22 protein-coding genes are annotated in these 24732 nt (G+C 55.7%); 7 read left to right on the top strand and 15 right to left on the bottom strand.

Annotated features, from left to right (window positions below; translation table 11 throughout):
• Nucleotides 1-33 precede the first annotated feature (33 nt).
• The 5 genes from DWZ82_RS07900 to DWZ82_RS07880 form a co-directional block, all read right to left on the bottom strand.
• Nucleotides 34-282 carry a DUF6061 family protein gene (locus DWZ82_RS07900; RefSeq protein WP_118480003.1) on the bottom strand — a complete coding sequence of 83 codons (249 nt, stop codon included), beginning with the start codon at nucleotides 280-282 and terminating at the stop codon, nucleotides 34-36.
• A 490-nt stretch (nucleotides 283-772) separates the two neighbouring features.
• Nucleotides 773-1948, bottom strand: coding sequence for an AAA family ATPase (locus DWZ82_RS07895; RefSeq protein ID WP_118480001.1), 1176 nt, complete (start codon nucleotides 1946-1948; stop codon nucleotides 773-775).
• A complete protein-coding gene (locus DWZ82_RS07890) occupies nucleotides 1938-2273 on the bottom strand; it encodes a plasmid mobilization protein (protein WP_118479999.1) in 336 nt (111 codons plus the stop codon). Before DWZ82_RS07890 ends, DWZ82_RS07895 begins: the two co-directional genes overlap by 11 nt.
• Before the next feature lie 2 nt (nucleotides 2274-2275).
• Nucleotides 2276-3349 carry a site-specific integrase gene (locus DWZ82_RS07885; RefSeq protein ID WP_118479997.1) on the bottom strand — a complete coding sequence of 358 codons (1074 nt, stop codon included), beginning with the start codon at nucleotides 3347-3349 and terminating at the stop codon, nucleotides 2276-2278.
• Nucleotides 3350-3351: 2 nt separating this feature from the next.
• Nucleotides 3352-3546 carry a helix-turn-helix domain-containing protein gene (locus DWZ82_RS07880; RefSeq protein ID WP_006571508.1) on the bottom strand — a complete coding sequence of 65 codons (195 nt, stop codon included), beginning with the start codon at nucleotides 3544-3546 and terminating at the stop codon, nucleotides 3352-3354.
• Between the two features lie 302 nt (nucleotides 3547-3848).
• Between DWZ82_RS07880 and DWZ82_RS07875 the strand changes: the two genes are divergently transcribed.
• A complete protein-coding gene (locus DWZ82_RS07875; protein WP_118479994.1) occupies nucleotides 3849-4337 on the top strand; it encodes a helix-turn-helix domain-containing protein in 489 nt (162 codons plus the stop codon).
• Between the two features lie 196 nt (nucleotides 4338-4533).
• Here DWZ82_RS07875 and guaA read toward each other — a convergent pair whose 3' ends face one another.
• A complete protein-coding gene (guaA, locus tag DWZ82_RS07870; protein ID WP_117491254.1) occupies nucleotides 4534-6090 on the bottom strand; it encodes a glutamine-hydrolyzing GMP synthase in 1557 nt (518 codons plus the stop codon).
• A 205-nt stretch (nucleotides 6091-6295) separates the two neighbouring features.
• Here guaA and DWZ82_RS07865 point away from each other — a divergent pair, with 205 nt between their 5' ends.
• Nucleotides 6296-7231: an S-layer homology domain-containing protein gene (locus DWZ82_RS07865; protein ID WP_118479992.1), complete on the top strand. Its 936-nt coding sequence runs from the start codon at nucleotides 6296-6298 to the stop codon at nucleotides 7229-7231.
• An 86-nt stretch (nucleotides 7232-7317) separates the two neighbouring features.
• A complete protein-coding gene (locus tag DWZ82_RS07860; RefSeq protein ID WP_442861224.1) occupies nucleotides 7318-8670 on the top strand; it encodes an MATE family efflux transporter in 1353 nt (450 codons plus the stop codon).
• 258 nt (nucleotides 8671-8928) lie between these two features.
• Here the strand turns inward: DWZ82_RS07860 and DWZ82_RS07855 are convergent, their stop codons facing one another.
• Nucleotides 8929-9102, bottom strand: coding sequence for a DUF1540 domain-containing protein (locus tag DWZ82_RS07855; protein ID WP_118285538.1), 174 nt, complete (start codon nucleotides 9100-9102; stop codon nucleotides 8929-8931).
• 133 nt (nucleotides 9103-9235) lie between these two features.
• Here DWZ82_RS07855 and DWZ82_RS07850 point away from each other — a divergent pair, with 133 nt between their 5' ends.
• The 4 genes from DWZ82_RS07850 to DWZ82_RS07835 all read left to right on the top strand — a co-directional run bounded on the left by DWZ82_RS07850 (nucleotide 9236) and on the right by DWZ82_RS07835 (nucleotide 12626).
• Entirely contained in the window at nucleotides 9236-10438 is a 1203-nt protein-coding gene (locus tag DWZ82_RS07850) for a class I SAM-dependent methyltransferase (RefSeq protein ID WP_118479988.1), read from the top strand.
• Between the two features lie 147 nt (nucleotides 10439-10585).
• Nucleotides 10586-10972 (top strand): hypothetical protein, encoded by a 387-nt coding sequence (locus DWZ82_RS07845; protein ID WP_147356918.1) that lies wholly within the window; start codon nucleotides 10586-10588, stop codon nucleotides 10970-10972.
• 30 nt (nucleotides 10973-11002) lie between these two features.
• On the top strand, nucleotides 11003-11242 hold the full coding sequence (locus DWZ82_RS07840) for a helix-turn-helix domain-containing protein (protein WP_118479984.1): 240 nt from the start codon (nucleotides 11003-11005) through the stop codon (nucleotides 11240-11242).
• 250 nt (nucleotides 11243-11492) lie between these two features.
• Nucleotides 11493-12626, top strand: coding sequence for a Gfo/Idh/MocA family protein (locus DWZ82_RS07835; RefSeq protein ID WP_118479982.1), 1134 nt, complete (start codon nucleotides 11493-11495; stop codon nucleotides 12624-12626).
• A 758-nt stretch (nucleotides 12627-13384) separates the two neighbouring features.
• Here DWZ82_RS07835 and DWZ82_RS07830 read toward each other — a convergent pair.
• Genes DWZ82_RS07830 through xerA form a run of 8 tightly spaced genes read right to left on the bottom strand, consistent with a single transcriptional unit; the run spans nucleotide 13385 to nucleotide 24643 of the window.
• On the bottom strand, nucleotides 13385-20422 hold the full coding sequence (locus tag DWZ82_RS07830; protein ID WP_118479979.1) for a M23 family metallopeptidase: 7038 nt from the start codon (nucleotides 20420-20422) through the stop codon (nucleotides 13385-13387).
• 51 nt (nucleotides 20423-20473) lie between these two features.
• Nucleotides 20474-21814, bottom strand: coding sequence for a hypothetical protein (locus DWZ82_RS07825; protein ID WP_118479977.1), 1341 nt, complete (start codon nucleotides 21812-21814; stop codon nucleotides 20474-20476).
• Nucleotides 21815-22552 carry a peptidoglycan recognition protein family protein gene (locus DWZ82_RS07820; RefSeq protein WP_118479975.1) on the bottom strand — a complete coding sequence of 246 codons (738 nt, stop codon included), beginning with the start codon at nucleotides 22550-22552 and terminating at the stop codon, nucleotides 21815-21817.
• 2 nt (nucleotides 22553-22554) lie between these two features.
• Nucleotides 22555-22821 (bottom strand): phage holin, encoded by a 267-nt coding sequence (locus DWZ82_RS07815; RefSeq protein ID WP_118479973.1) that lies wholly within the window; start codon nucleotides 22819-22821, stop codon nucleotides 22555-22557.
• Nucleotides 22811-23059, bottom strand: coding sequence for a hypothetical protein (locus tag DWZ82_RS07810; RefSeq protein WP_118479971.1), 249 nt, complete (start codon nucleotides 23057-23059; stop codon nucleotides 22811-22813). Before DWZ82_RS07810 ends, DWZ82_RS07815 begins: the two co-directional genes overlap by 11 nt.
• Nucleotide 23060: 1 nt before the next feature.
• A complete protein-coding gene (locus DWZ82_RS15375) occupies nucleotides 23061-23216 on the bottom strand; it encodes a hypothetical protein (protein WP_199667426.1) in 156 nt (51 codons plus the stop codon).
• Between the two features lie 31 nt (nucleotides 23217-23247).
• Nucleotides 23248-23643, bottom strand: a complete 396-nt coding sequence (locus DWZ82_RS07805; protein ID WP_118479969.1) for a hypothetical protein — start codon at nucleotides 23641-23643, stop codon at nucleotides 23248-23250.
• A gap of 19 nt (nucleotides 23644-23662) precedes the next feature.
• Nucleotides 23663-24643, bottom strand: coding sequence for a site-specific tyrosine recombinase/integron integrase (gene xerA / locus DWZ82_RS07800; protein ID WP_118479967.1), 981 nt, complete (start codon nucleotides 24641-24643; stop codon nucleotides 23663-23665).
• Nucleotides 24644-24732: the final 89 nt, after the last annotated feature.

Genomic DNA, 24732 nt, shown 5'->3' with positions numbered 1-24732 from the left:
CCCGCGCTTATAGCGTATATCTGACAATAAAAGTCAGTCTATTGCCGACTTATGGATCGTTATGTTTTTCAGGTATTTGCTCAGCTCACCATTCAAAATCAGTTCGGCATAGGACAGCGGATCATTATAGATCAGCCAGTCCAGTTCTGACCGCTGGTACATACTGTTCGCTACCTCGTTCTCCACGGCGGTGCAGTCGATGGACAACAGGGTTCCATCTTCCATGCACAGCTCCACGCAGGCAGTGTCCGGGTTGAACTCACAGGACAAAATCTTTCTCATACTCGTTACCTCCCAATACTTGAATTTCAGTTGATTTTCCGCAGCGGCACAAGGGCCGTTTCGGTTGTTTTAGATACAGGCAAGCAATGCGTGTGGATAGCCACACACAAATCCGGCAAGCAATGCGTGTGGATAGCCACACACAAATCCGGCAAGCAATGCGAGTGTTAATACACACTCACATTTCCTGCCGTCTGCTTGTTGAGGGCAGCGCCCCCAAGCCCCTTCTGAACACAGAATTTCATTCTGTGGCTGCGCGTTCTCCGAACGCTTTTTGCCCCTGTACCCGGTGCCCTGTTTCGGGGCATAGGGTGTCGTGAATCGCGACATTCTCTGATACTTTTAGGGTGCCCTAAAATGGGGCATCCTCCTTGAAGATGGGGTGGCAAAATACCACCCCATCTTTTTCTTTCCGCGACGGTTGCGACGGTCGCAACGGTGCTGGGAGTACACCTCAAAACACCGTCGCGACCGTTGCGAGCGTCGCGCTTTACTCGATTACTTCAAACGCAGCTGCTTCCACCACCATGTAAGTCAGTCGGATACGCCGCCCGGCGTGCTTGGTTTTGTTCTCGTACTTTACCTGATGTTCTTCCAATAGGCGGCTGGCATTCACATTCAGATGCTTGGTAAGCCGATTCACCGCCATATCCGTTTGAATCGCTTGGGCCAGCTCGGTGGGGCTGCCTTCCCATTCCCGGTTGTCAGCAGATACGATCTTCGCCACAGCCTCCAGTACCGGGTCCGGAGGCTGCTTCCAAAGCTCATTCTCTGCATGGTCGAGATCCCAAACCAGGTTCTCTTGGTCTTTGCTCAGATACAGCCGCTGATCCGGCTGGTCTCTGCCTACCACCTCCAAGGTTGCCCTGCTATCCGTCCGCTTCTCCTTCTGCATCAGAAGCGCCCCATCCGCACAGCCCAGCAGGCCGGTTGTACCGGAAATCATCTCAAAGCTGTCTCCCGCAGGCTGCTTTCTGGTGTGGTGGACGATCAGAACGCAGACGCCATACCGATCAGCAAATTGCTTCAGCTTGCCGATTACCTCATAATCGCTGGAGTAGCTGTAACTATCGCTCACTGCCTCCCGGACTTTTTGCAGGGTATCTACAATAATGAGTCTGGTGTCACTGTGTTCCCGGACGAACTTTTCCAGCTGTTCATCCAGGCCACCGCCGATCATCTTAGCGTTGGTGGCGAAGTGAAGGGAGCTTGTCCCCTCCACTCCGAACATTCGGAACATCCGGCGCTGCAAACGGCTCTCGTCATCTTCCAGAGCAAGATAAAGGACGGTTCCCTGGTGGACTTTGTAGCCCCACAGGTCTTGCCCGGTACTGACATGGTGGGCGATCTGTGCCACCAGGAAGGACTTGCCGATTTTGGGCGCTCCGGCAAGGATGTACGCTCCTGTATAAAGCAGGTTCTCAATCACCGCAGACTTACCCTCGAACACATTGTCCATCAGCTCGTCCAGGGTCACAGTATGCAGGTAAGCCGGGTCGCTCATGCGGCGCATCTTCCGGTAAAGTTCCTCCAAATCTCTTTCCGGGGAATTGCTTTTTTCGTCCGAGTCTGGTATAGTGGTCTTGGAATTTTGAGAGATTGACTGCCCATCATCTGCGCCAATAGATGAGCCCTGGGCGGTCATTTTCTTTTTCTCATCGATCATAGGCAAAGTCCTCCTGCATCCCGTTCATAATGGTAGCAATCATCTGGATGGTGTCCAGCAGCTCATCGTTTACGCCCTGCCCGGCCTCGATCCGCCGCAGCTCGTCCAGTACAGCGGCCAGCTGGTCCCGCAGTGCTTTATAGACCCTGGGGTTGCCCTGGACCACCACATCCCGGCAAAGCAGCCGCCGGATGATATAATCCTGCTTAGTCAAACCGGTGAGCTTCACCGCCGTTTCGATCTGAGCATCCTCCTCCGGGGAGACCCGAAAAGCCACGGTCTTGTTCCTCCAACGGTTGTGCTTGTCCATATTCTTTGCTGACATTTTTAATTACCCCTTTCCATGTTCAGTTTATCTGCCATTTCCGCCTGCTTGGACGGAAACAGGTGCGCATAGTTATAGGTGATGTCAATGCTCTCGTGGCCCACCCGGTCTGCGATGGCCGTGGCGGAGAAGCCCATGTCGATCAGAAGTGAAACCGCACTGTGACGAATATCGTGGATTCTGATGCGCGGTACCCCGGCTTCTTTGGCTCCCCGGTCCATCTCCCGGTGGAGATAGCTCTTGGTGACGGTGAACATCCGGTCATCCGGCCCGATCCCGTAGAGCATCTTGATGTAATCCTGGATTTCCTCGGCCAGGAACTGCGGCATGGTGATGACCCGATTGCTCTTTTCCGTCTTAGGGGTGGTAATCAGGTCCTCACCGTTCAGACGCTGATAGGACTTGTTGATGGACACAGTGCGCTTCTCAAAGTCAAAATCCGCTGGGGTCAGGGCAAGCAGTTCCCCCTCCCGGATACCGCACCAGTAGAGCATCTCAAAGGCGTAGAAGGACAGTGGCTTGTCCATCATCACCTCGGCAAATTTCAGGTACTGCTCCTTGGTCCAGAACATCATCTCCCGGTTTTTCTTCTTGCCCATGCTGCCTGCCTTCTTGCAGGGATTTTCCCGAAGGTTGTAGTACCGAACCGCGTGGTTGAAGATGGCACTGAGCTGATTGTGGACCGTTTTTAGGTACACCGGCGAGTAGGGCTTGCCGTTCTCGTCCTTATGGTTCAGCATCTCGTTTTGCCAGGTAATGATCTGCTGGGCGGTGATGTTACACATTTTCAGCCTGCCGAAGTAGGGCAGCAGCTTGGTACGGATGATGTGGTCCTTGGTGGCCCAGGTGTTTTCCTTAAGCCGGGTTTTCATATCCGCCGTGTAGAGGTCCACGAAGCTCTTAAAGGTCATATCCAGATCGGCGCTGGTCTTGTTGAGCTGTTCCCGCTCCCAGGCCTGCGCCTCTCGCTTGGTCTTGAAGCCCCGCTTCTGGGTCTGCTTGCGCTCGCCGTTCCAGTCAGTATAGCGGTAGACCGCCCGCCAGGTGTTTGTCTTTTCTTCCTTATAGACTGCCATGATTAGCCCTCCTTTCCCGTCTTGCCGTAGCAAAACTTCTCCATGAAAAAGTTACGATTGACCCGCCCGGAAATGGTCAGATAGCCCTTCTCCCGGAGCTCAGCGTTGAGCTTATGGATCACCTTGTAGGCGTGGGACTTGGAGATGCCCAGCTCCTGGGCCACTTCCTCCACGCGCATAAAGTTTTGTGCCTGCATTGAAAATACCTTCCTTTCCTCGTTGATGGCTGCTGCGGCTGGATATTGTGTTCCATAAATGCCTCCTCACTTTCGTCCGTCACTTTTTTCCCGGATGTATAATCAGGGGTTGCGGCAGTTCTTTTTTATTTATTGATTCTAAGCTATTATGCTTAGTCTATTGCCATTATACTAAGCAAAATAGCTTGTGTCAATTGGAGTACGCAAAATAAATTAAATAAAATTGTTTAGGATTCTCTTGACTTTACTAAGCATTTCTGCTACGCTTTTCCTAAGGACAAGCAACGATTGGAGTTGATGATATGGCGATTGGCGAACGGATTCACTTTTTCCGTCTCCTGCGGGGGATGACGCAGAAATATCTCGGTATGGCGCTGGGCTTCCCGGAGAAGTCCGCTGATGTGCGCCTGGCGCAGTATGAAACAGGATCAAGAACCCCAAAGGCAGACCTGACTGCTGCCCTGGCCCAGGTACTGGATGTCTCGCCCCATGCGCTCTCCGTCCCGGACATAGACTCCTATGTGGGGCTGATGCACACCCTGTTTACCCTGGAGGACAACTATGGGCTCAAGATCAGCGAGATGGATGGAGAAGTCTGCCTGAAAGTTGATGTACGGAAGAACAAGGACGCCGCCCAGCTGCACGAGATGCTCTGTTCCTGGCAGCAGGCCGCTGCCATGCTGGAGGCGGGCGAAATCTCCAAAGAGGATTACGATAAGTGGCGCTACCACTATCCGGAGTTTGACAAGACCCAGAACTATGTGAAGACGCCGCCCCAGGATCTCGCTTGACCCTCTCACTTGTAGGCCACGGGAGAGGGCGTTTGTTGCACAGGACAATAATAAAAAGAAAAAGAGAGCTAACTGACTAATCAAAATCAGTTAGCTCTCTTTTTATGAATAATGAAAAATGTTGCCAAATCGTTGCCACGAAGGGCTTTAACCCCTCAAAAGCCCAGTCATATCAGGCTTTTCCGGGCCTCTGAAATTATTCCCACTCAATCGTAGCCGGCGGCTTACTGGTAATATCATACACAATACGGTTTACGCCGACAACCTCGTTTACGATACGGCTGGAAGCCTTATCAAGCACCTCGTACGGGATGCGCGCCCAGTCAGCGGTCATGAAGTCGCTGGTGGTTACGCCGCGCAGCGCGAGTGCGTAATCATAGGTGCGGCTGTCGCCCATAACACCTACGGTGCGGGTGTTGGTCAGAACTGCAAAATACTGGTTGATCTCCTTGTCCAGACCTGCATTTGCGATCTCCTCGCGAAAGATTGCGTCTGCCTCACGCAGAATGTCGCACTTCTCCTTGGTGATCTCGCCGGTAATACGAATGCCGAGACCCGGCCCCGGGAACGGCTGACGCATAACCAGCTGCTCGGACAGACCAAGCTCAAAGCCGAGCTGACGAACCTCGTCCTTGAACAGCATGCGCAGCGGCTCGATGATCTCCTTGAAGTCCACAAAATCCGGCAGACCGCCTACGTTGTGGTGGCTCTTGATGACAGCGGCATCGTCCTTGCCGGACTCGATCACGTCCGGATAAATGGTGCCCTGTGCCAGATAGTCGATCTTGCCGACCTGCTCACCGATCTGCTTGCCCATCTTTTCAAACGTGCGGATGAACTGTGCGCCGATGGCCTTGCGCTTGTCCTCCGGATCGGTCAGACCCTTGAGAGCGCCGAGGAATGCGTCCTCCTCGTTCATGCGGATCAGGTTGATGTCCCACTTGGAGAAAGCTGCCTCAACCTCATCACCCTCGTTCTTGCGCATCAGACCATGGTCTACGAATACGCAGGTCAGCTGATTGCCGACTGCCTCAGCCAGCAGGGCCGCTGCAACCGAGGAGTCAACGCCGCCGGACAGCGCCAGCAGAACCTTGCCGTCACCGACCTTCTCGCGGATGGCCTTGATGGAGCTGTTCTTGTAGTCACCCATGGTCCAGTCGCCCTTTGCATGGCAGACTTCATACAGGAAGTTCTTCAGCATGAGCGAACCGTTCTCGGTGTGGTTTACCTCCGGATGATACTGTACGCCGTAGAAGCCGCGCTTCTCGTCAGCGATGGCAGCGGTCGGACACATATCGGTGTGAGCGACCAGCTCGAAGCCCTCCGGCACCTTTGCCATGTAGTCGCCGTGGCTCATCCAGGAAATACCCTGCTCCGGCAGACCCTTAAACAGCTTGCAGTCCGTGTTGTAGAAGGTCTCGGTCTTGCCGTACTCGCGCGCGGTGTCCTCCTGCGCTGCAGTTACCTCGCCGCCGAGGGTATGCGCCATAAGCTGGCAGCCGTAGCAGATGCCCAGAACCGGTACGCCCAGCTCGAACAGAGCCGGATCACACTTCGGGGACTTTTCCTCGTAAACGCTGTTCGGACCGCCGGTAAAGATGATGCCGATCGGATTGAGCGCCTTGATCTCCTCAATCGAGGTCTTATAGGGCTTGACCTCACAGTAAACATTATGTTCGCGGACGCGTCGTGCAATCAGCTGATTGTACTGACCGCCGAAGTCGAGCACCAGAACAAGCTGATGATTTTCCATCGCCAATCTCCTTTCTGTTTTCCCAATGTATATATAATAGAATTATGCCACATTTCTGCGTTTTCGGCAAGGGCTTTTGCGGAATTTTCCGTTTCCCGACTGGAAGAAAACATACACGAACCGGAATTCTTCCGATCCGGTATAAAATTTAACAGCCGCGTGCATACTTTCCGATAGAAGAAACGACCGGAAAGGGTGAAGGATTTTGAAAAACAGACAGATTCGCATCATTGCGGTGCTGCTCGCAACCGTGCTCGCCTATGCGGGACTGATCGGCGCTGCCGCAGTAACTGCACAGGCGGCGGACAATGCACCAGTGGTGCAGCCGGTCACGGCGCAGACTTGCGTGGATATTGCCGTGGAGGCCAGACTGTCCGCGACCGACGCGGATAACGACGTAGTGCTCTATCAACTGACCGAAAAGCCGCGGCTGGGCACAGCGAAGATCGAGGGCAGTACCTTATATTACACACCGGGCCGCAAAGCCGGACGCGACAGCTTTCGCTATACCGCCGTGGACGCCGAGGGCAATACAGCGCAGCCTGCCGCTATCACGATTGAAATTAAAAAGAATAAGACCGGACTCACCTACTCGGACATGGACGGTGATCCGGCGCATTACGCGGCGATCTATCTATCGCAAAAGGGTGTAATGACCGGAGAAACCATCGGCAGCTGTGCGTTTTTCCATCCCAACCGACCGGTAACACGCAGTGAGTTCATCGCCATGACAGCCGCCGCGGCAGACCTGTCCGTTGAACCGACAGACCAGACCGACTTTGCGGATGACAGCGGACTTTCCGCGTGGGCCAAGCCATATATCAGCGCCGCAGCCGCAAACGGACTGGTCAGCGGCTACGCGACCGTCTCCGGCGTGAGTGAGATTCGCGGCGAGAAAACCATCACAACGGCCGAGGCAGGCGTGGTGCTCGACCACCTGCTTGACGGCACGCTGAGCGGTGTGCAGTACGCTTGGTCGATGTCCGACCATTCTCCGCAGGATTGGGCACAGCCGGCAATCGCTCGGCTGGAACGCGCCTCCGTACTCACCGCTGCACAGGCACAGAACCCAGAACACCCGCTCGACCGCCGAACAGCGTGCGAAATGCTGTACCGCGCACTGATTTTGCTGGATTCTTGACGAAAATCAGCAGCAGTGATACAATAAAGCAGGGAGAAGCTTGGACTTCTCCCTGCTTTTTCTGATTTTGAAAGGACTGTATTCGTTTGCAGCAAATCGACTTTTCTCAGGGCAGCATCCGCCGCAGGATACTTGCGGTGGCCACACCGATGCTGATCGCGCAGCTGCTCAATCTGCTGTATAATATTGTAGACCGTATTTATATCGGCAAGATCCCCGGCGAGGGCACGCTTGCGCTGGCGAGTATCGGCTTGTGCTTCCCTTTTGTGACGCTCATTACCGCGTTTGCCAATCTGTTCGGACTGGGCGGTGCTCCGCTCTGCGCGATGGCGCGCGGCAAAGGCAACCGTGAAGGCGCACAAGGCATCATGGTCAACGCCGGCTTTATGTTGCTGCTGAGCGGTGCCGTGCTGACCGTGCTCGGCATCGCGTTCCATCGCCCGCTGCTGTACCTGTTCGGCGCCAGTGAGGTAACGTACCCGTATGCGTCCTCGTACATCGTGATTTACTTGCTCGGTACGCTGTGCGTCATGCTGTCGCTCGGTCTCAATCCATACATTAACTGTCAGGGCTTTGCCCGAACCGGCATGCTCACCGTGGCGCTCGGCGCGGCAGCCAACATCGTGCTCGACCCGATTTTCATTTTCGCACTGCACCTCGGCGTGCGCGGCGCTGCTATCGCAACCGTACTGTCGCAGTTTCTGTCTGCTGCATGGGTTGTCAAGTTTTTAACCGGCAAAAAAGCCGAGTTAAAGCTGGATTTCCGCGGTTTCTGTCCGGACTGGCACTGTATCCAGCGCATTACCGTGCTCGGCATCGCCAGCTTTGTCATGTCGTTTACGGATATGCTCGTGCAGGTGGCGTGCAATTCCATGCTGCGCGGTTTCGGCGGAGACCTGTACATCAGCGTCATGACCGTACTTAACTCCGTGCGCCAGATCGCACAGACGCCGGTGCTCGCCATCGCGGATGGTGCATCTACCGCCATCAGCTACAACTACGGCGCCGGTCTGTACAAGCGCACCCGGGACGCTATCCGGTTTATGACGCAGATTGCTATCGGGTACACCATGCTTGTCTGGATGCTGGTCTCTCTCTTTCCTGCCCTGTTCATCCGCATTTTCAATCAGGACGCGGAACTGGTCGCGGCGGCTGTTCCGGCGCTGCACATTTACTTTTTCGGCTTTGTGATGATGGCGTTCCAGTATGCCGGTCAGAGTACGTTCCGCGCGCTGGGCCGGGCGAAATACGCGGTGTTCTTTTCGCTTTTGCGCAAGGCGTTCATTGTTGTGCCCCTGACTTTGCTGTTGCCGTACTGCTGGAATCTCGGTGTGAGCGGCGTATTTGCGGCAGAGCCGGTGTCCAACTGCATCGGCGGTCTGGCGTGCTACTTGACCATGCGGCATGTGGTGATGCCCGAACTTAAAATGGAGAATTGAAGATAGAGGATGGAGCATGAACTTCAAATTGAATCTCATGCTTATTCCATTTACCGTCCCTCGGACGGTATTCAATTATCTCCCTTCGTGCGATACCATAATTCTCGATTTTCCATTCCGACTCGCTAAGAGCCGCCTGCGGCGGTTGCTCGCTGGACGCCCACTGCGGTGGGTGTCTCCATTCTCAATTATTATATAAGTACACTCGAAAAGGGAGTCGGACAAATCCGGCTCCCTTTTCGGCATTGCGAGGGGAAATCAGCAGCACTTTCGCTGGAAGGACTTACAGTCGGTGCACTGATCCACCGTTGGATTAGCCTCGTGCGTGCCAACGGTAATGCTGTCCAGCGCACAGTAAGAAGCGGTCGGACAATGGTTTGCGCACTGCTCCACCGTGCAGTGGATAGACTTGTTGCAGCGATCGTTACTCATAGAGAATGACCTCCTTTTGTGATTTCGGTAATATTATCTCACTCGTTTCCACAAATTATACTTTGGAATTGCGGAAATGCTTTCCGTTGTGCTATACTAAAACAAAAACATTACAATAAAGGTTGTGACATCCATGCAAAAGGGAGATTCCGCGAAGCTCAAGCTGCTGCTGGTAGGCATTTCAGCGCGGCTGACCAAAAACCGCGATTTTTTTGTGCAGGCAGACTGTACTCTGGTTTCCGGCAAAAAGAAATTTGACGCAAAGCTGTCCCGCGCGGACGAGGACTACACGCTGCATTTTCAGGGCAGCGACCGCCGCGTAGACGCGGCTGAATTCTGTACCTTCTTTGCCGAGCAGGCCGAGAAATACGACGAGAGCGTGCTCACCTACACCGAGCGCAGCACGGTTGTTACGCTGTCCGTGACGGCACGCGGCGTGCAGATGAAGCAGGCCGAGCGCGAAGCGACCGCCGAGGAAAAGGCGGCTGCCGCCAATCCGCTGCTCGACAGCGGCCGGCAGTACCTCATTCGTGTCGATCAGGCGGCGGCGCTGCTGCGCGAGATCGGCATCCTAACCGCAGACGGCAAGCTGAAAAACGACATGATCCGCAAGTACAATCAGATCGACCACTACGTCGAACTGGTTGCGCCGATGTTCGAGCAGGATGACAGCGACGAAATTGTGCTGCTGGACTGCGCCTGCGGCAAGTCCTACCTCAGCTTTGTCATGAATTACTATATCCACGAGGTGCTGCATCGTCGCTGCCGCGTTATCGGCGTGGATATCAAGGAGCACGTTATTGACGAGAGCCGTGCGATGGCGAAGCGTCTTGGCTACCACAACATGACATTCATCTGTGCGGATCTGCGGACGTATCAGCCGCCGAAAAACGTTACTGCTGTGATTTCGCTGCACGCGTGCGATATTGCGACCGACCTCGCGCTCGGTACGGCAATCCGCGCCAAGGCGAAATACATCGCGTGCGTGCCGTGCTGCCACAAGGAACTGCTCGATCAGTACACCATGCCCGGACTCGAGCCGCTGACCAAATTCGGCGTATTCAAGGCGCGCTTTAACGATGTGCTGACCGACAGCATGCGTGCGCTCAAACTGGAAGCCGAAGGCTACAAGGTGTCTGTCGTTGAGTATATTTCGCCGCTCGATACCCCGAAAAACCTGCTCATCCGCGCAACGCGAACCGGCAAGGTAAACAACCGCGCGAAAGCCGAGTACGATGCCGTGCGCCGCACGCTCGGCACGACCTCTGAGCTAGACCGCCGGTGCGCGGAACTCGACAACGAGTTTTTCGTCACCGATGAGGATTTGATGGGTTAATTTCCCTGTTTTGTTTTCCATGTACATTTCAGGCAATCTGCCGGATAGGCTCTTACTCTTTGAGCAAATCCACATTATAATTTTTGTATACTCTCATGAAGGTGATGCCTGTGAAACCACCCGACAAAGGCCTGCTGCTCTCGTCGCGTGTGGACTTTACCATTCCATCTCCGTTTGCGCGGGAGCATCTGTAGTACCTTATCCAGTACGGACGCTACCATAGACTGCCGCCTTCCCCACCGGTATTACGTCACCGGGTCGACCGAACTCCTCTGGTTTCACTTTTCCAGCGGCGAAAGCGCGGCTTATGTCCGGCTGCTGACCGGCGGCACCGGCATCTGCTTTGATGGGAATCATGAGATTCTCCCGTATTTTGAGCAGATTTTCTACTACGGTGACAAGCAGGTGTACAATGAGCACCGCATTTCGGTCGGCGTCCAATCCGTGCTGTGCTGTCTTGCCGCGCCGGACACCAAGCCGGATATTCCCGAGGTGATTCGTCCGGCGGTCGAGTATATCGCTGAGCACTTCTAGGAAGAGGTCACGCTCGAAACACTTGCCGATTTGTGCCATGTAAGTGTCACGCATCTCATTCGCTGTTTTGCCAGGTACATCGGCTTCCGTCCGCATGATTATCTGCAGGAGCAGCGTCTGCGTCACGCAAAGGTGCTGCTGACCGGTTCGGCGCTCTCCATCGAGCAGATCGCCGAGCAGAGCGGCTTCAACAGCGCAAGCCACTTTTCCCGCGTATTCCGCAGCCGCGAGAAAATGACGCCGAGTAAATTCCGCTCCATAAACTTCTGATGTTAATTTCTGCACAGAATAGGTTAATTTCCTGACGTGACTCTGTGTAATTTTGTTCTATAATAGAGGCATAAAGAGCGCCACGAAGAACAAAAAGGAGGCACGGATCATGGAGAAGAAAACGATTTCGGCAGGTATCATCAGTGCGGGCGGCTTTATCGGTCAGGAGCACCTCAAGCATCGCATCACAGACCTCAGGAACGGTAGAGGTCGTAAACTTTGATATGTAAAATGTAAGGAGTAATTATTTATGCTGAAATTTGGTATGATTGGCGGCGGGCTTGGTTCATACATCGGCAAATTCCACCGCTGGGGCGCTATGCTGGACGATTCCGCCGAGCTGGTCTGCGGCTGCTTCTCCCGCAGCATGGATAAGAACCGCGCGACCGCTGAGGCGTATCACCTGCCTGACACCAGCCGCGTGTATGCGGATTTTCACGAAATGGCAGACAAGGAGTCCGCGCGTGAGGACGGTATTGATTTTGTCTCCATCATGACGGCAAACGATACGCATTACGAGATTGCAAAGTGCTTTCTTGAGCATGACATCCACGTTATATGCGACAAGCCGCTTGCGCTCCGCACTGAGGAAGCCGAGGAACTTGCCCGCCTTGCAGAGGAGCGCGGTCTTCTGTTCGGCATAACGTATTCGTACACCGGCTATGCGCTCATCCGTCAGGCGCGTGAGATGATTCGCGCAGGTGTAATCGGCGATATTCTGCACGTCCGCGTGCAGCATCCGGAGGACTGGGTCATTTCCGGTGCGGTTGACGGCAAGGTGGACACCTCGGCATGGCGTTTTCAGCCGAAAAAGGTCGGTTCCTCGCTGTGTGCAAACGATCTCGGCACACATGCAGAGCAGATGGTAACGCAGTTTACCGGTCTGCACGTCAAGCGCGTGCTGGCGATGATGGATACCTATCCGCGTGATCTGCCGCTCGATACCAATGTAAACGTGCTGATGGATTTCGAGGGCGGCGTAACCGGTACGCTCTGGGCATCCCAGATTGCGATTGGACACGAGTGTGACAGCGGCATCTACGTCATCGGCACCGAAGGCTCGCTTGAATGGACCGCGACCGACTGCGACCACCTGATCTATACGCCGCGCAGCCAGCCGAGTCATCGGCTGTCCGCTGGTGCAGACTATCTGCTCGATGCCAGCACGCGGCTTTCCCGTGTTGCGGCAGGCCACAACGAAGGCTTTATCGAGACGTTCTCGAATGTTTACCGTTCGTTCTGTAATGTGCTCTCCGACCGCAAGGCAGGTCGTGAGAACACGACCGACACCTTCCCGACCGTGGAGGACGGCGTGCTCGGCGTTCGCTTTGTCGAGGCCTGTGTGCGCAGCCATACGGCCGGAGGCGTCTGGATGGACGTATAAAGCAGCCCCATCCCTCTTTGACGGAAGTCCCCCTGTATTGAAGGTACAGAGGGACTTCTTAATGTAACACCCCGGAAAATCTCCGAATAGATTGATACTGAAGTTGCTTCAATTTTTGTTTGGAGGTAATATACATGGCTGAAAAAGTTTGCTGCCCGGGTCCGATCGGCGGCAATAACGGCAACAGTGCAGGCGGCTTCCGCGAAGCGGTCTGCGTTCACACCAAAAAGGTTTATGACTCCTGCCGCAGTAAGGAGTGCCTGCGTGACATTCGCGTGTATCTCACCCGCGATGCGCAGGAGCTGATCAATGCCGGTGGCATTGCATCTGTGAAGCCGCGTGAAGCGGAACTGCTCTGTGTTTCCATTGATGTTGAGCGGATTCAGTTTAATCGAGGTTTCTACAGCGTTGATATCCGCTTTTTCTATCGCATTGAATGTGAAATCAGCTGCGTAATCGGTCGTCCGCGTATTGTGGACGGTCTGGCGGTATTTGACAAACGCGTTGTACTGTTCGGCGGTGAAGGCGGCGCGCGCATCTTTTCCTCGCAGTATATCGAGGACGGCCGCGATGTGCAGCTGCGGCCTGACAGCAACAAGCCGACTGCAGTCGTAGAAGTCGTTGATCCGATCATGCTGGACGCGCGTGTGGTAGCGCCGGAAACCAGCTGCAACTGCTGCTGTCAAAGCATAAAATGTTATAGGTTTACGAAACGACAAAAAAGCGCCGTCAATCGACGGCGCTTTCTCATTTTCTTATCAGAATCCCAATCCTTTCAAACCGCTAAGTCCCTTAAGCTGCTTAAGTCCGCCGGAACTGCTTCCTCCCGACTTCCTCGAACCTCCGGAACTGCTCTTTTTGCCAGCCGCCGAGGACAGCTGCGTGTACACCGGCGAGCCTTCGTAAACATACCCCGTCTTTGCGTTCTTGTAATCGCCAATCAGCGACGCAGGATCCACCGGCGTGCCGTCCTTAGTGATCGTCAGATCGAGGTGCGGACCGGTCGAGTTGCCGGTGCTGCCGACATTGCCGATCGTCTGCCCCTGTTTTACTTCCGTGCCGACCGCAACGCTGCTCTGGTTCTGCATGTGGTGGTACATGCTCACATAGCCATTGCCATGTGTTACCTCAATCGTCCAGCCGTAACCGGAGACCCAGCCGTTTGCGGTTACCTTGCCGCCCTGAACCGACTTGATCGCCGTACCGGCAGGCGCGGCAATGTCAATGGACTTGTGCCACTTAGACGATGTTGCGCCATTGCTTGTTGTAAACGCCTTACGTGGACCAAATGCACCACCGTCTGGGATCGTGCCGCCCTCAACCGGGTTTGCGAACTCGCCGCCCGAGTAGTGGTACTCGGAAACCGTTGCTGAACCGAACGGGTTCTTCTTCCATTTGCGGTTCGAGCTTTGCCAGAGGTACGCCTTCTGTGCCTGCGTCAGTCCGTCAATGGATTCCACGGCCGCCTTGGCCTTTGCCTGGCTTACGCCCTTGCCGTCCGTGTCTGCCGCCTTGAGGGCCATCTGGAACAGCGCATACACACCCGGCGAAATACCGGCCTCCTTGGCAACTGCCGCCTTGGCCTCCCAGCCGGACAGCTTGTCGTTGTCCGCAACGTGTTGCTCGTAGCTGTTGAGCATGGAGCGCAGCTCCTTTTTGCCGGCGTCCTTGAGGTAGCCGTAGAACTTGCGGTCCTTAATCGCTTCCTCGAACACGGAGATATGGAACGCATTGCCGGACGCGCTGTCGCTGTACGCGCCGAACAGCGCGTCCTTCTGCGTGTCGGACAGATTGCCATAGCCATTGAGAATGGCCTGCATCGCGTCGCTCTTGCTCATGCCGGAACCCTTGAACTCCTTGTTGTACGTTGCCATGTCGCCCGCAAACTGTACAAAGTCAGTTGCATTTACCGTACCCTTTACCGCATCCCAACGCTCCTTGTCGCTCTCGCCCATGGCGGAAACGAGCACATAGTCCGCAAACGCGTTCTTTTCCGCATTCGTGTGTTCGCCGTCCTTGGCATACTCGTCGAGGATGTTCTGCAGCACAGCGTTTTTCGCGTAAAGCTGGTTGTTCTCTCCGTCCTCGTAGTCCTTGGCGTCAACATAGTTGTCCGCCAGTGTCTGCTCGATCACGCTGTCCCACTTGACAAAATCATCGACAGAAATGCCGTGCTTGATTGCCTCGGCCGCGTCGTCCTGTCTGGACTCGCGCACATACTGGCTAATATCAAACGCATCCTGAGAGGTGTAGTCTGCGGAATCACCGGCTGTGATCAGTTCGCGGTCGAGCGTTTTCTTCTGCATCGGCGTAAGGTCGTTGTTTTCCAGCAGCATTTTGCGGATGGACGCCGCCGCAATCTCCTTGTAATTCTCTCTGCCGTATTTCTTCTTGGCGTCTGCAGTGGTTGCCTTCATCGCCTTAATGGCGGCAAATACCGCCTCGGAATTGTCGATAGTGTTGCCATTCTCGTCCTTGTTCCAGCTCATGCGCTGCCGCAGCTCCTCGAATACCTTCGTCTCGTCTGCGTTCAGGCTGTTGTAATCATCGTCAGCCCACTCCTGCGCGCCCTGCAGCGAGGACTTGCCGAACAGCATCGCCTGCGCCCAGTCGCGCGGGCTCTGGCCGTACTGCGGGAACTGCAGGATCTTCTCGCCGTTCTTGTCCAGACTGTAGCTGCCGCCCGCATATACGGTTGCCGCGCCCTCAAGCGCCTTCTTTACAGCACCGCCGCCGAACGGCAGCAGCAGGTACGCCGCCGAGTTGGCAGCGCTCTTTGCCGCGTCAAGCGCAATGCGCTTACCGTCGTAGCCGTTCTCGTATTCCTTGGTCAGCTTATCAAACTCCGGAACCGCCGAGAATAATGGCACACGGCCGCCGCCGATTAAGCCGCCCACAAACGGAATCTGCTCTGCCACGTTCTCGCCGAGGTCGAGCGCAATGTCCACACCGGACTTTTTCTTCTTGTCCTTGTCGTCATCGTCACCCAGACCGAATGCCTCCGCGATCAGCTCCAACGGGTCAATGTCGAACGCATCACCAACTATGCTGATGGGGTCAAACGCCGAATCACGGCCGGTCAGCTGATGGTAAACCGCGTTGAACAGGTACGCGCCGGTAAACACCTTCGTGTACGCCCACGCCAGTTTTGGTACGCTCTGCTTTGCCCGCGGCAGATCCTTGAAGAGATAGGAAAGCTGGTTGTTCACCTCAAGCTGGAACATGGTAAACACCTTACGGACAGGATTCACGCTGTTGAACGCGGTCGGCTGCGCGCCCTTGGAGCGGTCTGCCATCAAGTTTGCCGCGAACGTGTCTGCATTGTCGAACGCCTCCTGCACGTCCATGCCGTCCTGAATATTCTGCAGATACTTCGCACGCGTTACCACATTGCTGGTAAAGTGGTCGATTGCCTCCATCGGCATGCCGGCAATATCGGAGATTTTGCGCGTCAGTGTCCGGTCGAGGAACTGCGTGCCCTCGCGGTTGGTCAGGAAAACCGAGCCGTCCGTGAATCCGTCGTCCTTCACGGCGCTTTTCACCGTGTCGCGCATGGCTTTGATGAGGTTTGCCGTGCTCACCTCGCCGCTCGCCTGCGTGATCGGGATAAAGTTCGTGATCCACGAGCCGGGATTCATTGCGATCATGTTCGCCGCCACACGTCCCTCAACGTTCTTTGCCACCGTGTAAATCTGTCGGCCGATCATTTCCTCCCAGCCGCGATCCGCGCGTGCCTTCTTGCCCGCAAGGTTGTTGATATACTCATGTAAGTTGGAAACATAGCCGCCCATGCCCAGCTTCTTCTGGTTGTACAGCTTCTGGATATTGTCCTGATTGGGGTTGTACGCCTCATCAATCTTCTGGTGCCGTTCCAGTGCATTCAGATTGCGGTCGTTGCGGATCTGGTTTACCATCTCGCGCGTGCCCTCGTCCGAAAGCCGGTACCGCAGCGCGTCCTCAAGCGAGCGCAGCTGCTGCACGCTGTCCGTCAGAAAGATAATGTCACCAGCAGTCTCAATGTACCGGTCAAAGCCCGCCACCGCGTCATAATCGGTGAGTTCACCTTCACGCTGCAGCAGGTTGCCGAACCACTTCTTTCCGGGTGAAAAATCATCTGTAATGCCCGCAAGGTCAGTGCCGATATTTACCGAACTGTCCTTGCCCCAGCCAAAGCTGTAGCGAATACGCGAAAGCAGCGTGTCCGGCTTGTCCTTCACAAAATGCGGTGCATAGTTCTTGCGGGCTCGTACCGGCTTCATGCCGTTGGAGAGCAGCGTTTCGTTGAGTGAGTCATACAGTTCCTTGTAAATCGCCTGAAACGTTGCCACGCCGTCCGCCACATTCTTCTGCAGCTTGCTTGTCACCTTGATCTTGTTGTTCTTGATGTACTCGGCAGCAACGTCATTCCGTCCCTCAAGCGCCATCTGCACCAGTGCGGATTCGTGCTTGCTCAGGTGCAGGTCTGCCACCTGCTGACGCATGGTGTTCACATAGTTCGTGCGGTCTGCAACCGCCTTGTGGACGGGCGCAAAATACTCGTCATTCAGCTGTTCGGCCTTGTCGCGGTTGTTCTTTCCGAAAATGTCGTAGCTGTTGCGCTCCATCGTCTCACGGCTGTACGCACCGGGAATCTTCTTATCCTTGGCAAACTCCGCAATGGTGTCCGCCATTTCCTCGGCATTCAGCGCCATGGTCTCACCGCGCGTCCGCTGATAGTCCTTGATTGGCTGCATCCGGCGGTTCAATTCTTGCTGCAGCTGATACCGGTGCATGACGGCTGCCGGATCGTCGCACTGGCTGAACGTGTTTGTTGCGCCGTTCACCATAGCGGCCTGCAGCAGCTGCTCATCCTTGGCGGAAAGCGGGTGGTTCTTCTGGAACTTCTCGATCTGCTCGTGTACCGGTCGCGCCTGCTCCCACGTCTCGCGCAGCTCGGCGGACTGTACCGCGCGCACCTGTTTGTAATCATCGTCATGTAGGAACGAGCGCTTTTCCGTCAGCTTGTTCTGCAGCTCCCGCATCGCCTGTTCCCTGCTCTTGCCGTACATCTCATAGTTGCCGAGCGGCTTCGCCTGCTCCTTCTGGTTCTGCCCAAACCGATATTCTGAGTCGTCCAGTGACGGATTCAGCGCTTCCTCAGCGGCGGCCGCACGCTGCTGTTCCGTAGCCACCTCATAGGTGCCCGGTTCTGCGATCCGCTGTGCGTTCTCGGCTTCGACGCGGTGAATACCTTCCTCGCCGGTCTCGTTGTTTCGGAAAAACGCATTGTAACTGCCGTCCGGATTCTGGTTCAGCACCTCGCCCATGTTTCCGCGGTCTGCCGTGCGGATCATGTCATTCTGCTGGATTTCCGGCATAACAGCGCCGGTCTTCACTCCCTGCTCATTCAGCTGTGCGTTCAACTGACGGATTTCGTCCATCAGTTGATTACGGCGCTGCATTTCGGCCACCGAGAGCCGCCCGTCTCCCTGATCGAGCTCCTGCAGTTCCGTCCAAGCATTGTTCAGCCGGTCCTGCAGGTCGATAAAATTATTCTGCGTCTGAGTATCCATCTGCTGCATCGCCTGTACCGCCGCACGCTGATTGAGCGCTCTGTTTTCCTGCTCCTGCAGGTACTGTGCTGTCTCGGCCTTTTCCTGCAGATCAAGATGATTCTGCAGATCCGCGTCATAATTCGCAGTCAGCTCAGCACTCCGTGCCGCATTCTGCCGCTGCATATCGGTCAGCGCGTTTACCATCTTGTTCTGCGCGGTCTGCACCGCACGTTCTCTGATCGGTCCTTCCGGCAGCTTACGCGCCGCCTGCAGCTCGCTGTCGAGCTGTACAAGCTGCTGCACCTGATTGTAATCGTATGCATCAGCAGCATTCATACGCTCCGTATCTGTTGCCGCTCTCGAACCGACCGCACCCGCCGTACCAAACACTAAGCCGCCGAACGCGCCGCCTGCGGCGCTCTGGGTCAGCTCCGCAAGAGAGAACTTTGCGTCCGGATCGTTTGCCGCCAGATCCGCAACATAGTTCATGAAATAGCTTGCGCTTTCCTCTGTCGCCTCCTCACCCATCTGGATGAGGATATTTTTTACGGCATTCACGCCGCCGGAGTGCAAAATCTTGCTCATCTGACCGAGCGGCAGTCTTTCGGTTGCCGCCTCAATCGCACCCGAGGTCAACCCTCGCGTCAGCGACTCCCGCGCACCCTTGCCCTGCTCATTCAGTTCAAACGAGCGCTGGCCTGCAGCCTGGCCGCCCATCATGATCGAGCCGACCGCCGGACCCACGACCGGAATCGCACTTGCCGCCATCAACGGCGCATTGCCCGCAAGGGAAATGCCCTGTTCGGTCAGCCAGCGCGGCGCAGGCGCTAAACCGGCCTCGGCGTTTGCCTGTGCCTCGGCTGCCTCGCGCAGCATACGCTGTGACCATTTGTTGGGGTCTACGCCCTTGTTTACGGTCAGCTCGTTCTTGCGTTTTTTAACCTCCTGCAGTTGATCGTAAACAGCCTGATAATCTGCCGGAACCGAGCCGTCTGCCGCCGTGCTGTTCATGCCCTGCAGGGTGAGTTCAAGTGTCTGCTCCTGCTCCTCAAGCTGGCGGTATTCCTCACTCTGGCGGCTTTCTTCCATGTTCGCGCTTACCTGCCGCGAGGTATCCACGAGGGACGGCAGCGAAGCGATCCACCGCTTGCCGACTGCCTCCAGGCTGTTGCCGAGACGGTCCGCCGCGTGCCGCAGGTCAATGTTTTCCTGCACATACGCAAGCGTCTGCTCGTCCGCACCGGCGGCTTTCAGCCGGTTCATGATATCGTTCGCGTTGTCGCGCGGCTGATAGGTAAGGCCGTACCGCTTCATAATGCGGCCCATCTCATCGGTAAGCTCCTGACGTGCCCTGTCGCGGCTCTGCGTGTCCTCGCTGCTCCACGTCTCATCCGAGCGGTTAAACAGGTCATGCATCGTCTTGTGTGCATTATAGCCTGTCTGGCCGCTGAAATAGTCCTCATCCAGTCCCTGCGCCGCCTGCATGGCGGTCGGGTAGACAGTTGCCTTGTCTGTCTTACCCATCACGCCGGAAGTATGCAGCAACTGTGTTGCCTGATTCAGCCGTTCGGTCGGCGTGCTGCCGTAGGCCATGCGCACACCGGCGGTCATTTCGTGGCCGTACTTATCAAAAGAGGCGCCGGTCTGCGGGTTGTACTCATAACCCAGCTTGCGCCGCAAGGCATCGTTCTGCGCGTGCAGCTGTGCCCTCTTGTCCGGGTCACTGGTTTTGTGCCACTCCATAGAGTTTTTGAGCAACTGCGTCAGCGTCGGGTTGCCGACGCCGCTGCTCTTGTTCGCAGTAGATACGTTCTGCCGCGGATTGCGCCGCTGCTCTGCCGCCTTTCTTGCCGAAAAAAGCTGATCCTGCTGACTTGCCGCATACGGCTGACTTCTTGTCACGCTGCCGCCGGTCAGATAGGTGCTTGCGGGCTGCCGCACATTGTTCTGCTGCGTGCTCCGGCTGCCTGTACCGGAAAGGCTCTGCCGCGTGTTCCCGCGCTGCTGAAAAACCGTGTTCCGCTGCTGAGAAGCCGCATACGGCTGACTTCTTGTTGTGCCGCCGCCGGTCAGATAAGTGCTTGCAGGCCGATGTGCATTCTGGTGCGCCTGCACGCGCTGCTGTTCTCCGCTGCGCGCCGCCGTTGCACGGCGGCTGTTGTCCTGATGTGCCGGCTTCTGCGGAACAACCTGCGGCACCTTCAGCAGCGCGGACGTTTTGTTCTTGTTTTTCTTCTTCTCGTAATCGCTGTAAAAACTCATATGAACCTCCTAAAGAGAGAAGGCGGCGAAAATCGCCGCCTTCTGGCGTAGTTAAAGCTGGTTAAGCTGCCACTGAGAATACTTGTTGGAAAGGTTCTGACCGGTAGTCTGAGCCTGCATGTACGCAATCTGCGCATTGATATACTCAATCTGCTTAAGCGCCGTCTGACGGTCAACCTTGCCGTTCTCAATGTCCTCCTGCAGCTGACGCTTCTGCATTTCAAGCTGCTGTGCCGCGAGCGTCGCCTGACCATTGTACGTGCCAGTCTGCTCAGCCTGAGAAAGACCAAACTGCTGTCCCCACTGGTTTGCCGAAACGATGTTCTGCGTATTCTCGTAGCGCTTGGCGGCAATCTCCTTATAGAGATTGGCAAGCGCGTTTGCCGCCTCAATATCGCCGGTAAGCTGCGCCTGTGTAATAGCCTGCTCGATCTTGGCGAGCGTCTCGGTCTGCGTGGTGGCGTTGCTGTTCAGTGCGTTCTGGTAGGCGTTGCCTGCGCTGATCTGGCTGGATTCGGTAAGTCCGCTTGTCAGCAAACCATTTGCCGCAAGGTTTTCCGCGTTCGAGCCGCCGGGCTTAATGCTCTGCATATACGCCTTTTCCGCAGCGGCGTTGTTGGCCTCGGTCTGCTTCATCACGTCGTATTTCTGACCGTTCAGACTGGCAACCGCGCTGTCCACCTTGGCCTTGAGTGCCGCCTGCTGCTGTGCCGCAGCGTCCTCCATGTACTTCTTGTAGGCGTCAAAGCCGCTATTGAGCTGATTGCTCATCTGCTTGCCCAGTACATTGCCGCTCACATAGCCCTTGCCGATGTAGTCCGAGCCGTCCGAGCCGCCGGAATAGCCGTACTGCGCACGCAGCGCCTCGGCGTCCGCATGGGCGGATTTCATAGCCGCAGTGTCACCGCGCGCCTGTGCTTCCGCATAGCGCTTTTTGATCGCCGCCATCTGGGCGGAATCCTCCACGCTCGTGTCCTTAATGGTCTGGTCGTTATGTGAGCCGAGTGGCGTATAAGTACCGCTGCCAGACGAACCGCCGCCCGAGCCGCCGGTGCCGGAAGCGCCGCCGTAAGTGAACGTCTGGCCGCCCTTGCTGATGGTGGTCGTGCCGTCGCTGTTCTTCTTCCAGGTCGAGCCGTCCGAGCCGGTCATGGTCGAGCCTGCAGCCGCACTCGAAACAAAATTCTTGCCCTTGTCCGAGCCGATAGAGTACGAGCCGCCCTTGCCGGTTGCCGCCATCGAAGCGCCGGACGAGCCGGAGGACGAGGATCCGCTCGAACCGGAAGAACCCGAGAAACTGCCCGAGGACGATCCGCCGGAGCTGCTCTTGCTTGCCTTTGCCGCTGCAGCTGCCGCCTTAACAGCGCCCGCCAGCATAGAACCCAGTCCCATTTACTTCACGCCCTTTCCGAGCAGACCTAAACGCTGTAAAATCACCGCAAGCTGTTCGCGCGTCAGCGAACTCTGCGGCTTGGTACCGTCCATAATGCCGGCGTCTGTCGCCGCCTGCCAGGCCTCGGCAGCATACGGATGCGGCTTCTGGTTGGCCTTTTCCGCCTGATAACGGTTGAGATATGCGGTAAACTCTTTATCAGTCATAGGTTTTTCCTCCTTTGGAGTTTCTTTGGCCGTCAGTCGTGCCTTGAACGACTTCCACTGGCTCTCATCACGCACCCACGGTTCCGGGCAGTCTTTACCGGTTACGTCGTAGTGGCGTACAACGTGGTCTGCGTCAATGTTGTACTTTGCCATAAGCATTTTTACAAGCTCGACCGTACGATCCACAGTCTGTGCAGTGAAAATAAACTTACCGTTCACCTTGTCGCTACACATTTCCACGCCCAGAGAATTTCTGTTCATACAGATACCATGCAGAGGATGGTGCGAGCTTTCAAACGATCCGCCGCAGTGCCACGCACCGTCCGAATCGCGGACGCTCTGCACAACACTGTTCTCGTCCACAAAATAGTGCGCCGACGCCTGTACGCTGTTATTATGGAAATACTGTGCATTATTCATTGCAGTGTCACCGTTGTTCGCCGTGTAATGCATCACAATGTATTTAATGCTGTTTCCGCCTCGGCCTGAGTAAAAGTTGCTCGAATTCGCCTGTAAGAACGGAATATTCATACTTACTTCTCCTTGTTCGGCCTGTCGTAGCCGAGTGCCGTCTTGCTGTCTCCCACGCCTGCCGTAGTCGGGTCAATAAATACCGACAGGATAGCAAGCGCCATCGTGCACAGCTGCACCGGATTACTCAGTACCGCCTTGATGCCGTCCAGCACCGCCGCCCACGAGGTAAACGTCATCGGATCCACGCCGATGGCGGTAATGGCAACGGAAACAACGCCAACCCAGAACCACGGATTGCGAAAGCGTACCGGAATATTAACTTTCATGTTCTAAATCCTCCAAATCGTCAATACGGTGGTTTGCCACTTTCACTTTCTCATCCATCACGGCAAACTCCTGTTCGAGCTTATACGTGCGCGTGATGAGATTGTTGTGCTTCTCCACCTTCTTCTCCAGCTGCTCAATGCGGTAATTCGTGAGATTGCTCGACAGCGCAATACCGCCGAGCGTTCCCACGAGCGTTCCCATCAGCGACAGCGCCGCTGTAATTACTTCCGCCGGCACATCAAGCCTCCATCGTACCGCCGAACTCGGACGGTACCAGTTCCGGCAGACCGCTGTCGAGCAGGATCTCCGCCACCTTGGCCTTGAGTGCCTTGGGCACCTCGTCGAACTTCGTCTTGCCGAGAATCACTCTCTGTGCGAAAAACATTGCCATCATAATTACCAACCTTTCTAAATAATGTAGAAAATTAAACTTCATCGTTGTAGACCTGAACGGCCATTTCAGCGATGCAGTCCTCGATAAAGTCGCTGCGTTCGGTTGCGGCGCTGACCTGCGCCTTAAGCAGCTTGTTCTCCTTCTCGCTCTCGACCAGCCGGGCAGAGATCGTGTCCAGCGCAGCCGCTGTTCCGTCCACCGCGCGGGTGTACACGGCGGTGACACTCGTCGGATCGGCGGCTGCGACCGTGGCCGTCTTGAGCGCGTACCCTGCCAGCACCTCAACCGGATCACCGGCATCGGTCTTGACTGTGAGCACAGCGGAATCCAGTGCAAGCACGGCCTCGACCGACGTTTCCGCAAAGGGGATCGTCAGCAGGTCGCCGTCGGTCTGGTAGTCCAGAGCCTTGATTTCGTTGATTTTCATTTGTCCTTCCTTTCTGTGGTCAGTTCGCCACATACTTATTGTATTGATGCCTTACGCCTTCCTCATTCAGCTCGGCGTAGATCTGCGTCGTTGCAATGTCTTCGTGACCGAGCAGGCGCTGGATAACGGTTACGTCCATGCCTCCGTTTAACGCATGGGTCGCAAACGTGTGCCGGAGCAGATGCGGGTGTACCCTGCCCTCCAGTCCGGCGCGCTCACTCAGGCTGTGGACGATACGCTGAATGGCACGCGGCTTGAGCGGCTCGAAGGGCGATTTGCTGGACACAAACAGGCCGTCGCCGCCCTTGCGGGATACCATATACTCCTCAATCATCAGCCGCGCACGAACCGAGAAGTACACCACACGGTCCTTGTCACCCTTGCCGGTGACCTGCACCGACCGGTCTGCGAGATTGAGATCTGCCGCACGCAGCTGCGCGACTTCGCTCAAACGGCAGCCAGTAGATACAAGGAACTCAATCAGCGCTTTCTCCCGGTACGTCTTGCAGGCATCGCGCAGACGTTCCAGTTCCTCAACCGTGAGGGCCTGACGAGCACCCTTCTTGTCCAGCTTGAGCGACTTGATCTTGCTCATCGGGTTCTTCTTAATGCGTTCCTCGGTGTGAAGCCATCCAAAGAACGCACGCAGTGTGTTGATGTGCGTTTGCAGCGACGTGTCTTTCAGGTGACGCGTTTCATCGAGGTACGAAATGTAGCCGCGAATGTCGTCGGTCGTAACCTTGGCAGCGCTCTTGTTCACCCTGGCGGCAAACATTTCGAGGTTGCAGCGGTAGTTCCCCAGGGTCTTGTCGGACAAGCCGTCAATGCGCTTTGCGCCCAGATAATACTTGATTCTCCGGTTCAAATCGCTGCGCTGCTCGTCCGATTCTTTCGTGATAGAATAGTCCTTTAAGATCGCGGCGAGCGCTTCGACGGTCACAGGCATACCTCCGGAAAAAGTTTCGGAAAGCCGCTTTGCGAGTTCTGTTTTTGCGTTCATAACGTGTTTCCCCTTTCGGATTTGGTGTATCTTCCATTATACACGAAACCCGAAAATAAGGGCGTTTTTGTGCGCATTAGACCGCTATG

Source organism: Butyricicoccus sp. AF35-5AC, assembly GCF_003477715.1.
Lineage (GTDB): Bacteria > Bacillota > Clostridia > Oscillospirales > Butyricicoccaceae > Agathobaculum > Agathobaculum butyriciproducens.
The sequence above is the reverse complement of the archived record's forward strand: the minus strand, read 5'-3'. Positions and strand labels throughout refer to the sequence as shown.